Annotated in this window: 17 protein-coding genes; all 17 read left to right on the plus strand. The window is 61.9% G+C overall.

The annotated features are described in order from the left end of the window. Positions 1 to 42 precede the first annotated feature (42 nt). The 17 genes from AC6GQJ_RS00365 (at position 43) to AC6GQJ_RS00445 (ending at position 15693) form a co-directional block, all read left to right on the plus strand. On the plus strand, positions 43 to 1206 hold the full coding sequence (locus tag AC6GQJ_RS00365) for an isovaleryl-CoA dehydrogenase (RefSeq protein ID WP_500770644.1): 1164 nt from the start codon (positions 43 to 45) through the stop codon (positions 1204 to 1206). After that, on the plus strand, positions 1206 to 1478 hold the full coding sequence (locus AC6GQJ_RS00370) for a hypothetical protein (RefSeq protein WP_500770646.1): 273 nt from the start codon (positions 1206 to 1208) through the stop codon (positions 1476 to 1478). The genes AC6GQJ_RS00365 and AC6GQJ_RS00370 overlap by 1 nt, the downstream gene beginning before the upstream one ends. Continuing rightward, positions 1475 to 2947, plus strand: a complete 1473-nt coding sequence (locus AC6GQJ_RS00375) for an AMP-binding protein (protein ID WP_500770648.1) — start codon at positions 1475 to 1477, stop codon at positions 2945 to 2947. The genes AC6GQJ_RS00370 and AC6GQJ_RS00375 overlap by 4 nt, the downstream gene beginning before the upstream one ends. Further along, positions 2944 to 4548 (plus strand): carboxyl transferase domain-containing protein, encoded by a 1605-nt coding sequence (locus AC6GQJ_RS00380; RefSeq protein WP_500770650.1) that lies wholly within the window; start codon positions 2944 to 2946, stop codon positions 4546 to 4548. The genes AC6GQJ_RS00375 and AC6GQJ_RS00380 overlap by 4 nt, the downstream gene beginning before the upstream one ends. A 95-nt stretch (positions 4549 to 4643) precedes the next feature. Next, positions 4644 to 6581, plus strand: a complete 1938-nt coding sequence (locus AC6GQJ_RS00385) for an acetyl/propionyl/methylcrotonyl-CoA carboxylase subunit alpha (RefSeq protein WP_500773978.1) — start codon at positions 4644 to 4646, stop codon at positions 6579 to 6581. Continuing rightward, entirely contained in the window at positions 6578 to 7243 is a 666-nt protein-coding gene (locus AC6GQJ_RS00390) for a glutathione S-transferase family protein (RefSeq protein WP_500770652.1), read from the plus strand. Before AC6GQJ_RS00385 ends, AC6GQJ_RS00390 begins: the two co-directional genes overlap by 4 nt. Next, on the plus strand, positions 7244 to 8098 hold the full coding sequence (locus AC6GQJ_RS00395) for a hydroxymethylglutaryl-CoA lyase (protein ID WP_500770654.1): 855 nt from the start codon (positions 7244 to 7246) through the stop codon (positions 8096 to 8098). A gap of 15 nt (positions 8099 to 8113) precedes the next feature. Further along, positions 8114 to 8902, plus strand: coding sequence for a crotonase/enoyl-CoA hydratase family protein (locus AC6GQJ_RS00400; protein ID WP_500770656.1), 789 nt, complete (start codon positions 8114 to 8116; stop codon positions 8900 to 8902). Positions 8903 to 9057: 155 nt separating this feature from the next. Beyond that, positions 9058 to 9840 (plus strand): GAF domain-containing protein, encoded by a 783-nt coding sequence (locus tag AC6GQJ_RS00405; RefSeq protein WP_500770658.1) that lies wholly within the window; start codon positions 9058 to 9060, stop codon positions 9838 to 9840. A gap of 156 nt (positions 9841 to 9996) precedes the next feature. Next, positions 9997 to 10362, plus strand: a complete 366-nt coding sequence (locus AC6GQJ_RS00410; protein WP_500770660.1) for an NADH-quinone oxidoreductase subunit A — start codon at positions 9997 to 9999, stop codon at positions 10360 to 10362. Then, positions 10353 to 10898: a NuoB/complex I 20 kDa subunit family protein gene (locus AC6GQJ_RS00415; protein WP_500770662.1), complete on the plus strand. Its 546-nt coding sequence runs from the start codon at positions 10353 to 10355 to the stop codon at positions 10896 to 10898. Before AC6GQJ_RS00410 ends, AC6GQJ_RS00415 begins: the two co-directional genes overlap by 10 nt. A gap of 63 nt (positions 10899 to 10961) precedes the next feature. After that, a complete protein-coding gene (locus AC6GQJ_RS00420) occupies positions 10962 to 11573 on the plus strand; it encodes an NADH-quinone oxidoreductase subunit C (RefSeq protein ID WP_500770664.1) in 612 nt (203 codons plus the stop codon). A 97-nt stretch (positions 11574 to 11670) separates the two neighbouring features. Beyond that, positions 11671 to 11838 carry a hypothetical protein gene (locus AC6GQJ_RS00425; protein WP_500770666.1) on the plus strand — a complete coding sequence of 56 codons (168 nt, stop codon included), beginning with the start codon at positions 11671 to 11673 and terminating at the stop codon, positions 11836 to 11838. Positions 11839 to 11840: 2 nt separating this feature from the next. Further along, positions 11841 to 12737 (plus strand): sulfotransferase, encoded by an 897-nt coding sequence (locus tag AC6GQJ_RS00430; protein WP_500770668.1) that lies wholly within the window; start codon positions 11841 to 11843, stop codon positions 12735 to 12737. Between the two features lie 102 nt (positions 12738 to 12839). After that, positions 12840 to 14051 (plus strand): NADH-quinone oxidoreductase subunit D, encoded by a 1212-nt coding sequence (locus tag AC6GQJ_RS00435; protein WP_500773980.1) that lies wholly within the window; start codon positions 12840 to 12842, stop codon positions 14049 to 14051. Next, on the plus strand, positions 14048 to 14311 hold the full coding sequence (locus AC6GQJ_RS00440; protein WP_500770670.1) for a hypothetical protein: 264 nt from the start codon (positions 14048 to 14050) through the stop codon (positions 14309 to 14311). Before AC6GQJ_RS00435 ends, AC6GQJ_RS00440 begins: the two co-directional genes overlap by 4 nt. Positions 14312 to 14394: 83 nt before the next feature. Beyond that, a complete protein-coding gene (locus AC6GQJ_RS00445; RefSeq protein WP_500770672.1) occupies positions 14395 to 15693 on the plus strand; it encodes an NADH-quinone oxidoreductase subunit E in 1299 nt (432 codons plus the stop codon). Positions 15694 to 15699 lie beyond the last annotated feature (6 nt).

Raw genomic sequence — 15699 nt, forward strand, 5'->3', positions numbered from 1 at the left:
CTATAAATTGAACAAGTGTTCATTAATCTGGGGAGGTTGTTCATGTTCACCCATTCCATGAATTTTGATCTGGGCGAGGACGTGAATGCCCTGCGCGATATGGTGCATCGTTGGGCGCAGGATCGCGTCAAGCCGATGGCGGCCCAGATCGACGCCTCGAACAGTTTTCCGCCCGAACTCTGGCCCGAGATGGGCGAGTTGGGCCTGCTGGGCATCACGGTCGAGGAAGAGTACGGCGGCGCTGGCATGTCCTACCTCGCGCATACGGTCGCGGTCGAAGAGATCGCACGCGCCAGTGCCTCGGTCTCGCTCAGCTACGGGGCGCACTCGAACCTTTGCGTCAACCAGATCAAACTGAACGGCACGCCCGAGCAAAAGGCGAAATACCTGCCCGATCTGGTCAGCGGGGCCCATGTCGGCGCGCTGGCCATGTCCGAGGCGGGGGCGGGATCGGACGTGGTGTCGATGAAGCTAAGCGCGGAAAAGCGCAACGACCGCTACATCCTGAACGGCACGAAATACTGGATCACGAACGGCCCCGATGCCGAAACGCTGGTGGTCTATGCCAAGACCGACCCCGAGGCTGGACCGCGTGGCATCACCGCCTTCCTGATTGAAAAGTCGATGACAGGTTTCTCTACCTCGCCGCATTTTGACAAGCTGGGCATGCGCGGCAGCAATACGGCCGAGTTGATCTTTGACGACGTCGAGGTGCCGTTCGAAAACGTGCTGGGCGTCGAAGGGCGCGGGGTTGCCGTGTTGATGTCGGGCCTTGATTACGAACGGGTGGTGCTGGCGGGTATCGGCCTTGGCATCATGGCTGCCTGCATGGACGAGATCATGCCCTATATGGCCGAGCGTAAGCAGTTCGGCCAACCCATCGGGTCGTTCCAGCTGATGCAGGGCAAGATCGCCGATATGTACACGGCGATGAATTCGGCCCGCGCCTATGTCTACGAGGTGGCCAAGGCCTGCGACCGTGGCACGGTCACACGGCAGGACGCCGCCGCGTGCTGTCTTTATGCCTCGGAAGAGGCGATGAAACAGGCCCATCAGGCGGTGCAGGCCATGGGCGGTGCGGGCTTCCTGAACGATGCGCCCGTGGCGCGTCTGTTCCGCGATGCCAAATTGATGGAGATCGGTGCAGGCACCTCGGAAATCCGGCGCATGTTGGTGGGCCGCGAACTGGTCACGGCGATGGGGTGATGCCACGTTCCGTCCTGATCACGACATCGGTTCTGGTGCTGCTGGCAGGCCTTGCGGGGTTCTGGCTGGGGCAGCGTCAGGTCGATCTGGATGCGACGGGGATCATCAATGCGGTCGCCGCGCGGCACGTCGCCGAACATGGCGGCAGCAAGGCGGAATGTCTGGGCTGGCAGGGCGAGGGGGCCGTGGTGTTTCAGGTGAAATGCGGTGACATCACCTATCACGTGGACCGCTTTGGCGGGGTCACAATCGCATCGGAGGGCGGGCTATGAACATGGCGCAGCAGTGCCTGTCCCATCCCGCCGATCAGGTTGCGGTGATCGACCTGCGCGGGGCAGCGCGGCGCGATGTTACTTATGGCATGTTAAGCGATATGGTCGATGGCCTTGCCCGCGCACTGCAATCGCGCGTGCAGCAAGGGGACCGCGTTGGCGTATTGCTGTCGCAATCGCCGTGGTGTGCGGCGGCCCATCTCGCAATCTGGAAAATCGGCGCGATTTCAGTGCCTTTGTTCAAACTCTTCAAGCATGATGCGCTGGAGTCTCGGGTCAGGGATGCGGGTCTGGACCTTGTTCTGACGGACGCAGAAGGTGCGGCGCTGGTCGGCGATCTGGCCGAATGCTGGCTGGCTGAACAAGCGGGCGTCGATGGTCCGCCGGTTCCATTTGTGGAGGCCGAGGCGCACGACCCTGCGGTGCTGATCTATACCTCTGGCACCACGGGCACGCCCAAGGGTGCGCTGCACGGCCATGGCGTGTTGCAGGGTCATATTCCGGGTGTGGTCCTCAGCCATGATGATCTGGGCCAGCCGGACGACTGCCTGTGGAGCCCTGCGGACTGGGCGTGGATTGGCGGCCTGTTCGATGTTCTGATGCCCGGACTTGCCTTGGGCGTGCCTGTGGTGGCGGCGCGGATGGCGAAATTTTCGGTTGATGAATGCATGAGGATCATCTCGCAAGCTGCTGTCAAAAATGTGTTTTTTCCGCCCACGGCGCTGCGGATGCTGAAGGCGGAAGATGCGCACATCGACGGCCTCCGCTCGGTCGCAAGCGGCGGTGAACCCTTGGGCGCAGAGATGCTCGCATGGGGGCAGCGCGCCCTTGGCGTAACCATCAACGAATTTTACGGGCAGACCGAATGCAACATGGTTGTGTCCAGTTGCGCGGCGCGCTTTGCCCCGCGTGCAGGGTTCATGGGACGTCCCGTTCCCGGTTTTGACGTGCAAGTCATTGACGAGGCAGGTGATATTACCGACGGCGAGGGCGATATCGCCGTGCGACGTGGCGCGCCGTCGATGATGCTGGAATACTGGAACCGCCCCAAGGAAACCGCCGAGAAATTCCGCGGCCCGTGGATGCTGACTGGAGATCGCGGCCAGCGCGAGGGCGACGATATCCGCTTTGTCGGGCGCGAGGATGATGTGATTACATCCGCCGGATATCGCATTGGCCCTGCCGAGATTGAGGACTGCCTTTTGACCCATCCTGACGTGGCCACGGTCGGGGTGGTGGGCAAGCCCGATGCGCTGCGCACGCAGATCGTCAAGGCTTATGTGGTGCGCCGTGACGGCGCGCAAATTACGGCGGGCGCCCTTCAGAATTACGTGAAAGAACGTCTTGCAAGCTATTCATACCCAAGGGAAATCACCTTTGTCGATGAATTGCCGATGACGGTGACAGGTAAGGTGATCCGCAAGGCGCTCAAGGCGCGTGCCGCCGCCGAAACAGGAGAAAACGAATGAAGCTGACCTCGCAGGCCGTGCCGGCATCGCAGGCGTTCAAGGACAACCAAGCCGCCCATCTGGAGGCGTTGGCGCAGGTGCGCGAGGCGGCTGAAACCGCCGCGCAAGGGGGCGGTGCGGCGTCGCGTGAACGGCACCTGTCGCGGGGCAAGATGCTGCCGCGCGAACGTGTGGCGTGTCTGCTGGATGCGGGGGCGCCATTCCTCGAAATCGGGGCGACGGCGGCGCATGGCCTGTATGACGGGGCCGCGCCTTGTGCGGGGGTGATCGCGGGCATCGGGCAGGTGGCGGGCCATCAGGTGATGGTCATCTGCAACGACGCCACCGTAAAGGGCGGCACCTATTACCCGATGAGTGTGAAAAAGCACTTGCGCGCCCAAGAGATCGCCGAGGCGAACCGCTTGCCCTGCATCTATCTGGTGGACAGTGGTGGGGCGAACCTGCCCAATCAGGACGAGGTGTTTCCCGACCGCGACCATTTCGGGCGCATTTTTTTCAATCAGGCGCAGATGTCGGCCAAGGGCATCGCGCAGATCGCGGTGGTGATGGGATCGTGCACCGCTGGCGGGGCCTATGTGCCCGCGATGTCGGATGTGACGATTATCGTCAAGGATCAGGGCACGATCTTTCTGGCCGGACCACCACTGGTCAAGGCCGCCACGGGTGAGGTGGTCAGCGCCGAGGAATTGGGTGGCGGGGATGTGCATACCCGTCTGTCAGGGGTTGCGGATTATCTGGCCGAGGATGACGCCCATGCGCTGGCCCTTGCGCGCAGAAGTGTAGAAAACCTTAACCTTTGCAAAGCCAATCACATCACTTTGCAAAGCCCCGAAGAGCCTGCCTATGACCCCGACGAAATCCTCGGCGTTGTGCCTGCGGACTTGCGCACGCCCTACGACATCCACGAGGTGATCGCGCGGGTGGTGGACGGGTCGCGTTTTGACGCGTTCAAGGCACGGTTCGGGGAAACGCTGGTGTGCGGGTTTGCCCATATCATGGGCTGTCCGGTGGGCATCATCGCCAACAATGGCGTGCTGTTTTCCGAGGCAGCGCAGAAGGGCGCGCATTTCATCGAATTGTGCAGCCAGCGGCGGATCCCGCTGGTCTTTTTGCAGAACATCACCGGTTTCATGGTGGGCAAGAAGTACGAAAACGAAGGCATTGCGCGCCACGGGGCCAAGATGGTGACGGCGGTGGCGACCACCTCGGTGCCGAAAATCACCATGCTGGTGGGCGGCTCTTTCGGGGCGGGCAACTATGGCATGGCGGGGCGCGCCTATGACCCGCGGTTTCTGTGGTCGTGGCCCAACTCGCGCATCTCGGTCATGGGCGGCGCGCAGGCGGCGGGGGTACTTGCCACGGTCAAACGCGATGCGATCGAACGCAAGGGCGGCGCATGGTCCGCCGAGGAAGAGGCCGCGTTCAAGCAGCCCACCATTGATATGTTCGAGGAACAGTCCCATCCGCTTTATGCCAGTGCACGGCTTTGGGACGATGGCGTTATTGACCCGCGACGCGCCCGTGACGTGCTGCACCTGAGCCTGCGCGCCGCGATCAACGCCCCAATCGAGGAGACGCGCTTTGGCCTGTTCCGCATGTAAGAGCGCGCCCTTGGCGCTGTGTGCAGGGGCGGTGCCGAGGGGCCAGCCCCTCGGGCTCCCCGAGGTATTTTTCACCCAAAGACGGGAAGAAGATGATGTTTGATACGATCCTGATTGCCAACCGCGGTGAAATTGCCTGCCGTGTGATCGAAACAGCGCGGGCGATGGGGGTGCGCTGTGTTGCGGTTTATTCCGATGCGGATCGCGAGGCCAAGCATGTCGCGCTGGCGGATGTGGCGGTGCATATCGGCGCAAGCGCGCCTGCCGAGAGTTATTTGCGGGGCGATGTAATCATTCAGGCCGCGCTCGATACCGGTGCGCAGGCGATCCATCCAGGGTACGGTTTTCTGTCGGAGAACCCCGATTTCGTAGCAGCGGTCGAGGCGGCGGGGCTTGTCTTTATCGGCCCGCCGGCAGACGCTATCCGTGCCATGGGTCTTAAGGATGCGGCTAAGGCGTTGATGGTCGAGGCGGGTGTGCCGGTGGTTCTGGGATATCACGGGCGCGACCAGAGCGATGATGTTCTGGCATCCGAAGCGGGGCGCATCGGCTATCCGGTGTTGATCAAGGCCGTGGCGGGCGGCGGTGGCAAGGGAATGCGCCTTGTGGAAACTCCCGAAGGTTTTGCCGATGCGCTGGAAAGTGCGCGCAGCGAGGCGCGGATAGCCTTTGGCAATGCTGATGTGCTGGTCGAGAAATTTGTCACCCATCCGCGCCATATTGAGGTGCAGGTATTTGGCGATGGCACCCGTGCCGTGCATCTATTCGAGCGGGATTGTTCCTTGCAGCGCCGCCATCAGAAAGTGATCGAGGAAGCGCCCGCGCCGGGCATGACCGAAGAGATGCGCGCCGCGATGGGCGCGGCGGCGGTCAAGGCGGCAGAGGCCATCGGCTATCGCGGGGCAGGGACGGTCGAGTTCATCGTTGACGGGTCGGGGCCATTGCGGGCCGACGGGTTCTATTTCATGGAGATGAACACGCGGTTGCAGGTAGAGCACCCTGTCACAGAAGCGATCACCGGCGTTGATCTGGTGGAATGGCAGTTGCGTGTGGCCGCTGGTGAGGGGTTGCCTGCACAGCAGGAGGATCTGTCGATCCGTGGTCATTCCTTTGAGGCGCGTCTTTATGCCGAGGATGTGGCGGCGGGGTTCCTGCCTGCCACCGGCACGCTGAGCCATCTGCAATTTCCCGACGGCGTGCGCGCGGATAGTGGCGTGCGGGCGGGGGACACGATCAGCCCGTTTTATGATCCGATGATTGCCAAGGTTATCGTGCACGGCCCCACGCGCGAGGTGGCGCTGCGTCGTCTGGATCGCGCGCTGGCGCAAACGCAGGTGGCGGGCACGGTTACGAACCTTGGGTTTCTGGGCGCGTTGGCGCGTCACGACGGGTTTGCGCGTGGCGAGGTGGATACCGGCCTGATCGCGCGCGACATCGACGCACTGACCGCGATGCAGCCGCCCGCGCCGCGCCACGCGGTGGCGGCAGGCATGGCCGTGGCGGGGGTGAGCGATGGCGGAGCGCTCGGCGGGTTTACCCTATGGCGGCCCTTGCGCCGTACTGTGGGCCTTGCCCTGAAGGATCATGTGTTCCAATTGCATGTCGAAGTGCTGGGCCGTAACGCGCAACGCTGGGATGTGGACGGCACCATTGTAATGGCCGAGCGTCGCCATGGCGCGTGGGTCATCGACGGGTTGCCCGCGCCAACGGTCGCAGTGGCCGACGGCACCGCCACGGTGTTTGACCATTATGGCATCAGCTACCGCTTGGTCGATCCGCTGGATGTGGCGTCAACTGCTGCGGGGGACGGGAACCTGATCGAGGCCCCGATGCCCGGACTGGTGCGGGCGGTTTTTGCCAAGGCGGGGGCACGGGTTGCCAAAGGCGACAGATTGGCCATTCTGGAGGCAATGAAAATGGAACACGCCCTGCTTGCCCTGCGCGACGGAGTTATTGCCGAAGTGCTTGCCGAAACTGGCGATCAGGTGGCAGCAGGCGCGGCTCTGGTCCGTCTAGAAGAGGAAACCACTTGATCACCCTGCATCACTGTCCGCAAAGCCGATCCATGCGCACCCTTTGGCTGCTGAACGAGATCGACACGCCGTTTCGTGTGCACATTCACCCGTTCGACCGCTCCTTGCGCTCGCCCGAGTTTTTGTCGCTCAGCCCTGCGGGGCGGGTGCCTGCGCTGGAAATCGATGGCGAGCGGATGTTCGAGACGGCGGCGATCACGCAATATCTGTGCGAACGTTTCAGCCCCGACCGCATGGGCCGTTCGCCGGACAGTCCGGACCGGATGGCGTGGCTGGTCTGGGTCAGCTTTGCCGAAACCATCAGCCAGCACGTGGCCGCACTGACTCAGCAGCATATCATGCTGTACGAGGACGAGATGCGCAGCCCCGTGGTGATGAAGCTGGAGGCCGCGCGCCTCAAGAAGTGCTATGATGCGCTTGAAGCGCGCCTGTCCACACCGCTGGAGAATCGGGACTACCTTTTAACCTCGGGCTTTTCTGCTGCCGATATCTCGGTCGGGCAGGCGGTTTATATGGCGCGTCACTTTGCCAAACTCGACGGGCATCCGGAAACCGCACGCTGGTACGAGCGGATCACGGAGCGCGCGGGGTTTCAGGCCAGCCTGCCGGACGAGGGCGGACATCTATACGACAAGGACTTTTATCCAGCTTGGGAGGCTTGAATGGCAGGTGCGGTCGAGATTTACGAGGTAGGCCCGCGCGACGGTCTGCAAAACGAAAGCGGAGAGATCGCGCTGGCCGATAAGGTCGCATTGATCGACCGGCTGAGTGCGGCGGGGTTCCGGCGTATTGAGGCGGGCAGTTTTGTCAGTCCCAAATGGGTGCCGCAGATGGCCGACAGTGGCGCAGTGCTGGGCAAGATCACCCGTGCGGGTGGCGTGCGCTATGCGGCGCTGACGCCCAACATGAAAGGGTTCGATGCGGCGGTGGCGGCCAGGGCTGACGAGATTGCCGTGTTCGGATCGGCCAGCGAAGGGTTTTCGCGGGCCAATATCAATGCCTCAATTGACGAATCCCTCGACCGTTTCGCGCCGGTGATCGAAGCCGCGCGGGAGATCGACCTGCCGGTGCGGGGCTATGTCTCTTGCGTGGTCGAGTGCCCCCATGACGGCCCCGTTGATCCTGCAGCCGTGGCGCGGGTGGCGGACCGTCTGTTCGCGATGGGCTGTTACGAGATCAGTCTGGGCGACACGCTGGGTCATGGTACGCCGGATGCGGTGGCGCGGATGCTGCTGGCAGTGCGCGATGTGGTGCCTGTGGGCCGTTTGGCAGGCCACTACCACGACACGGGCGGTCGGGCGATCGACAATATCGACGCCTCGCTCAGTCTCGGTGTGCGGGTATTCGATGCCGCCGTGGGCGGTCTGGGCGGGTGCCCCTATGCGTCCGGTGCGGCGGGAAATGTCGCGACTGAGGACGTGGCCGCGCATTTGGAGCGGTTGGGCTATGAAACCGGTCTTGATCTGGATGCGGTGAATGATGCGGCGGCGTTCGCCAAATCCTTGCGGCAGGCATAACGGGGCACGGCAGAAATGACATTTGAAACGATTCGGATCGCGGTTGACGGGCGCGGTGTGGCGACCCTGACCCTGTCGCGTGCGGACAAGCACAACGCCCTTAGCGCCGTGATGCTGGCCGAGCTCACCGAGGTTGCACAAAAATTAGGCAGTGATCCGGCGGTGCGTGTTGTGGTGCTGACCGGCGCGGGCAAGAGTTTCTGTGCGGGCGGCGATCTGGGCTGGATGCGCGAGCAGATGGAGGCCGACGCCGCCACCCGTGCGCGCGAGGCGGCGAAACTCGCCTTTATGTTGCAAGCGCTGAACACGATGCCCAAGCCGCTGATCGGGGCGGTGCAGGGCAACGCGTTCGGCGGCGGGGTCGGCATGGCCTCGGTCTGTGATGTGGCTATTGGGGCCGACCATATCCGCATGGGGCTGACGGAAACGCGGCTGGGCATCATACCTGCTACCATTGGCCCCTATGTCCTTGCACGCATGGGAGAAGGGCGCGCGCGCCGCGTCTTTATGTCGGGGCGTCTCTTTGATGCGAACGAGGCGGTCGCCCTTGGTTTGCTGGCCCGCGCCGTGCCTGCGGACGATCTGGACGAGGCCATTGAGGCCGAGGTAACGCCCTATCTTTCCTGCGCGCCTGGTGCTGTCGCGTCGGCCAAGGCATTGGCCCGCAGCCTTGGGCCGCGCATTGACGAGGACACCATCGAAATGACGATCACCGCCCTGAAAGAGCGGTGGGAAACCGAAGAGGCGCGTGCGGGAATTGATGCGTTTTTTGCCAAAGAACCTGCCCCTTGGTTGGGGCGCTAACATTTCCAGTGACGCATCCATGTTGCACGTGGCGGAAACCCGCGCTGGTTGCGTCGGATTGGGTGTTGCTTTCGCCGAAATTTCGGTAATCTCATCAAACAGCGGGAGGAGCCCCGCAAACGTTCCAGCGTGTTCTGGGTTGTTTGGTATATGTCATGTCTCTTTATAGTACCGATTTCAGCGATATGGCCGAGTTCAATGCCTTGTCGCAATCGATCGCCGCAAAATTGTGTTGCGACGACGCTGTGGTATGTGTGTGCCATGATGATGCACTTGTGGAACTGGGCCAGCGCCAGCAGATGGCTGCGAACCTGAACCGACGCACACTGACGCTGACGGATGTGATCAGCGGACGTGTGGTGCGCTCGGGCGGGGCGATTGCCATCAACGATGTGCTGACCGACCCCACGACCTGTGAAATGCCTTTGGGCCAGTCGCCCCTGATTGCTGCCGTTCTGGGTGTACCACTGATTGTAGAGGGACGCGGTGCGGTTGGCGCGATCTGTGCGACCTCGACCACGCCACGGGTCTGGCGCGAGGCCGACGCGGCCTTTTTGCGCGCCGTAAGCGGGCTGGTCGAAAGCCGGATTGAACGGCAGTTGCTGCGCTACGAGCAAAAGCAGCTGTGCGAGGCGCTGGCGGAAAATGACGCGGTGCTGAACGTTCTTTCGAACCGGCGGGGCGACGCGCTGACTGTGCATAATGGCGACGGGACACTGGTTTTTGCCAGTTCCGGTCTGCGGTCCGAGTTGAAGCTGAGCAATCAGGATATGCTCGCGCTGCCCAATGTGGCGCGCCGCTTGCAACGCGTGACGCCGCAGCACGGGGCGATCAAGGTGGAATTGCCGTCGCAGTCGGGTGCCGCGCTGCAAGCGCGCGTGTCGGATGCCGATAACGGGCTGACCCTTGTCGAGTGGTTCCGCGACCCGCTGGAATAGGCCGAACGGCTGCGTCGAAATCACCCGTCGAAATTGACCCAGTTCTGGCCCGCGCTTTATTGACCCTGCGCGGTGTCGGGCGTAAACCCGTAAAAAGCCAATCTTGCCACATGACCCCGCGGGTGTGCGATCATCCGCGAGACAAAGGAGCCAAACGTGGAAGAAATGTTGCGGGAGTACCTCCCCATCCTTGTTTTTCTCGCCGTTGCCATCGGCCTCGGCCTTGTTTTGATACTGGCGGCCATCGTCATCGCGGTGCGCAATCCCGACCCCGAAAAGGTCAGCGCCTATGAATGCGGGTTCAACGCCTTCGACGATGCGCGGATGAAGTTCGATGTCCGTTTCTATCTGGTGTCGATCCTGTTCATCATTTTCGACCTCGAAATCGCCTTCCTGTTCCCATGGGCCGTGGCGTTCAAGGATGTGTCCATGGTCGGCTTCTGGTCGATGATGGTGTTCCTTGGCGTGCTGACCGCAGGCTTTGCATACGAGTGGAAGAAAGGGGCGCTGGAATGGCAGTAACAGATGCAGGTTCGTTCGGCCCCGCAACCGCGGGCGGCGACAAGGACCACGCCACACAGGTTCTGAATGAATCGTTGCAGGACAAAGGCTTCCTGCTGACCTCAACCGATGATCTGATCAACTGGGCACGTACCGGTTCGCTGCACTGGATGACCTTCGGTCTGGCCTGCTGCGCGGTCGAGATGATGCATACATCGATGCCGCGCTATGATCTTGAGCGTTTCGGCACTGCGCCGCGTGCGTCCCCGCGCCAGTCGGACCTGATGATCGTGGCAGGCACGCTGACCAACAAGATGGCACCGGCCCTGCGCAAGGTCTATGACCAGATGCCCGAGCCGCGCTACGTGATCTCGATGGGGTCATGTGCGAATGGCGGTGGGTACTACCACTACAGCTATTCCGTGGTGCGTGGTTGTGACCGGATCGTACCGGTGGATGTCTATGTACCAGGTTGCCCGCCCACGGCGGAGGCGCTGCTGTACGGCATCCTGCAACTGCAACGCAAAATGCGCCGCACGGGCACGATTGTCCGCTAGGCTGCACCGAATATCGCCGCGCGCGTTGCGCGGCGACTACTTTTCTCCGGCAAGGAGCATATAATGACCGAAGCCCTGAACGAACTTGGCAGCTATTTGGAGGCAAAGCGCCCCGATTGCGTGCTGAACTGGGATGTGACCCATAACGAGTTGAACGTCGATGTGGCGCCCGCCAACATCACCGGCTTTGTCGAATTCCTGCGCAACGACTCGACATGCAAGTTCTCCTCGCTCGTGGACATCACGGCGGTGGACTATCCGGGTCGCGCGAAACGGTTCGACGTCGTGTATCATTTCCTGAGCATGTACCAGAACCACCGCATCCGTTTGCGCGTGTCGATCCGCGAGGACCAGATGGTGCCGTCGATCACCGATGTGCACCCCAGTGCGAACTGGTTCGAGCGCGAGATTTTCGACATGTTCGGTGTACTGTTCTCGGGGCATCCTGACCTGCGCCGCATCCTGACCGACTACGGTTTCCGCGGCTATCCTTTGCGCAAGGATTTCCCGACGACGGGTTATACCGAAGTGCGTTACGACGAAGTTGAAAAGCGCGTTGTCTACGAGCCTGTCAGCCTTGTGCAGGAATACCGCCAGTTCGACTTCATGAGCCCGTGGGAAGGGGCGGAATACATCCTTCCCGGTGACGAGAAGAAAGACGGGGGTGCCGCATGACATCCGTTGCCCGTGCACTGTGCTTGGCGGCCTTTGGCTGCGTAGCCCTGTTCGTGCCGGGCGTGGTCCGTGGTAAGACGCGGGCAGGGGGGCTGGCATGATCTTCTTGCTGATCATGGCTGTGCTGATCATCATTCCGATGTTCAAGCTGCTGCCCCATTTCGGGATCAACGCCTATTGGGCGTTTGTTTGCGTTATCCCAATCGGCACGGTTGCGCTGCTGTGGTTCATGGCGCTCAAGCTGCAAGAGCTGGAGAAACGCTAGGGATGGCGGCGACGTTTCTATATTGCATCGGTGCGGCCAAGGCCGGAACCACATGGCTGGCGCGTGCCTTGCGCAGCCATGAGCAGGCCGTGTTGCCGCCGATCAAGGAAACGCATTACTTCGACGCTTTGGAAAACGGCACGTCGATCTGGGCGCTGGACCAGTTGATCCGCGTGCGTGGCGATGTGCGCGCGCAGATGGCCAGTGCCGAAGATGACAAGACGCGCCAGCGCACACAGCGCCGCGTGCAAGAGATCGACCGCTGGCTCGGGCTGGTGGGATCGCAGCGGCGCAATGATGCGCTTTATGAAAAGCTGATGATGCGCCCCGTGGGCCCTGCGCACCGTCTGGTGGCGGATGTGACCCCTGCCTATGCGCTGCTGAAACAGCAGACATATGGGCGGATGGCGGCGCTGAACGGGGGCAACACGCGGTTCCTGATGATCCTGCGCGACCCGATTGACCGGCTGTGGTCCAACATCTCGATGACCGTGGCGCGGCGCGTGAAAATGGGCGTGCCTGCGGACGTGGCCAGTGCCGCGATCTTGCAAGAGGTCACGACCGGTGCAGACAATCCCGAACGCGCGCGCTCGGACTATGCCCGCACGCTCGAACGGCTTGAGGCCGCCGTGCCTGCGGACCAGCGCATGGTGGTCTTCTTCGAGGATCTGTTCCAGCCGAGCACGCTGGAAAAGCTGGCTGGGTTTCTGGGCCTTGATACGCCGCTTGCCGGACCCGAGGAAAAGATCAACGCAAGCACCCGTAGCGCGCCTGCGCCGGATGTGCATTCACAACTGGGCGCGCTTTTGCGCCCGCAATACGACGCCGCACGGTCCCTTTTGGGGACATTGCCGCAACGCTGGCAGGACAACCTTGCCCAAAGCGCGGTGGCATCATGACGGACCGTTTCACACACGAACGTGCCTTTGGCGCGTCCGCAACACTGACAGCAGACGTCCGGACGACATATGGTCCGGCAATAGAAGGGTGAGCAACTTATGATGGACGGCTCCAAATTCGACGACGCCCTGACGGGCGAGCAAAAGATTCGCAACTTCAACATCAACTTCGGCCCGCAGCACCCTGCGGCGCACGGGGTTCTGCGGTTGGTGCTGGAACTGGACGGCGAGGTGGTCGAGCGGTGTGACCCGCATATCGGCCTGCTGCACCGTGGCACCGAAAAGCTGATGGAAAGCCGCACCTATCTGCAAAACCTGCCTTATTTCGACCGGCTGGATTACGTGGCCCCGATGAATCAGGAACACGCTTGGTGTCTGGCCATTGAAAAGCTCACAGGGGTCGAGGTGCCGCGCCGTGCCTCGTTGATCCGTGTGCTCTATTCCGAGATCGGGCGCGTGCTGAACCACCTGCTGAACGTCACGACGCAGGCGATGGACGTTGGCGCGCTGACGCCGCCGCTTTGGGGTTTTGAAGAACGCGAAAAGCTGATGGTGTTTTACGAGCGTGCCTGTGGCGCGCGTCTGCACGCCGCCTATTTCCGTCCGGGCGGGGTCCATCAGGATCTGCCCGACGACCTGATCGACGATATCGAGGAATGGGCCCATGAATTCCCCAAAGTGCTGGGCGACATCGACGGGCTGCTGACCGAAAACCGCATCTTCAAACAGCGTAACGCCGATATCGGTGTCGTGACCGAGGAAGACATCCTGAACTATGGCTTCTCCGGTGTGATGGTGCGCGGTTCCGGCCTTGCGTGGGATTTGCGTCGTTCGCAGCCTTATGAGTGCTATGACGAGTTCGACTTCCAGATCCCCGTGGGCAAGAACGGCGACTGCTATGACCGCTATCTGGTCCGCATGGAAGAAATGCGCCAGTCGGTCAGCATCATCAAACAGGCCATCGCCAAGCTGCGCGAGGCCACCGGCGACGTGCTGGCGCGGGGCAAGATCACGCCGCCCAGCCGGACAGACATGAAAACGTCGATGGAATCGCTGATCCACCACTTCAAGCTTTATACCGAGGGCTTCCACGTTCCCGAGGGCGAAGTGTACTGCGCCGTCGAAGCGCCCAAGGGCGAATTCGGCGTCTATCTTGTGGCGGACGGGACCAACAAACCCTACCGCGCCAAGCTGCGCGCCCCCGGTTTCCTGCATTTGCAGGCGATGGACTATATTTCCAAGGGGCACCAGCTGGCCGACGTGGCCGCGATCATCGGCACCATGGACGTGGTGTTCGGGGAGATCGACCGGTGAGACAGTTCGCACTGCCATTGCTGTTCTGCGGCCTTGCAACGGCATCCCTTGCGGATGACCAGAAGGCTGCACTGATCGAAGCGATGCAAAAGAACGGCTGTATGATGACCACCCAACAAGCCAACGCGCAAATGCCTGCGCTTGGCATCGACCGCCCGACGGCCATCCGGTTGTCGCGCGAGATGATGGCCGAAGGGATCGCCACGTTCGCTGCGGACGAGGAAACCCTGCTGCTGTTGCCACCTGCCTGTAAATCGTGATGAAGGTGACCCACCTGCATCGTGCCCACTAAACGCCCGCCGGAGGCACGCGACGCCTCCACCCAGACCGAGAGAACAATACAATGCTCCGCCGCCTTCACCTTGACCAACCCGATAGCTTTGCCTTCACCCCTGCCAATCAGGCATGGGCCGAGGCGCAGATCACGAAATACCCCGAAGGCCGTCAGGCCAGTGCGGTCATTCCGCTATTGTGGCGTGCGCAAGAACAGACAGGCTGGCTGACCCGTCCGGCCATCGAAACCGTGGCCGAGATGCTGGATATGGCCTATATCCGCGTGCTCGAAGTGGCCTCGTTCTATTTCATGTTCCAGTTGCAGCCGGTCGGATCTGTGGCGCATATCCAGATTTGCGGCACCACGTCCTGCATGATCTGCGGGGCAGAGGATCTTGTGTCGGTCTGTCAGGAAAAGATCGCCGCCAAGCCGCACCAACTGAGTGCCGATGGCAAGTTCAGCTGGGAAGAGGTCGAGTGCCTTGGTTCCTGTGCGAACGCCCCGATGGCGCAGATCGGCAAGGACTATTACGAAGACCTGACAGCTGCGCGCATGGGCGAGTTGATCGACGAACTGGCCGCAGGCAAGGTGCCAACACCTGGCCCGCAGAACGGACGCTATGCAGCAGAACCCCTTGGCGGTCTGACCACGCTCAAGGAATTCGACAGCGGCCACACGAAATACAACGCCTCTGTGCAACTGGCGACCGATATTGGTGACACGATCAAGCGGATCGACGGGACCGAGGTGCCATTGCTGGCCCCATGGGGACGCGCCAACGAAGATGTGGCACCTTCGGGCGACATGATGCCGCCGGACGGGCCTGACGGCAAACAGGGCGGGCGTACGCAGGGCGAGAAACCCGCACCCCGTGATCGCGGTGCGTCCTCGGACGGCAAGTCCGAAGCGCCGGGCGAGGTGTCGGACGATCTGGCCAAGGGCAAACCCGACGTGGGCAGCGTCGCACCAGAGCCTGTCGAAAACCCCAAAGCCGCCGCGCCCAAAGCTGCCGCGCCGAAAAAGGCCGCCCCCACGGCTGCCGACAAGGCCGCGCCGGTTGTCCATGATGGGCCCGGCAAAAAGCCCGAAGCGCTGAGCGCACCGCGCGATGGCAAGGCCGACGACCTCAAGATGATCCGCGGCGTCGGGCCCAAGCTTGAGGCACTATTGAACCGTCTGGGCTTTTACCACTTCAGCCAAGTGGCGAGCTGGACAGACGAAGAAATCGCATGGGTCGATCAGAACCTCGAAGGGTTCAAGGGCCGTGTAACCCGTGACAATTGGGTCACGCAGGCAACATCACTTGCCGCAGGGGATGAGACAGAATTCTCTAAGCGTGCCAAAAAAGGCGGTATATATAAGGCTTGATACTTT

Source organism: Tateyamaria sp. 7Alg 36 (genome assembly GCF_059882455.1).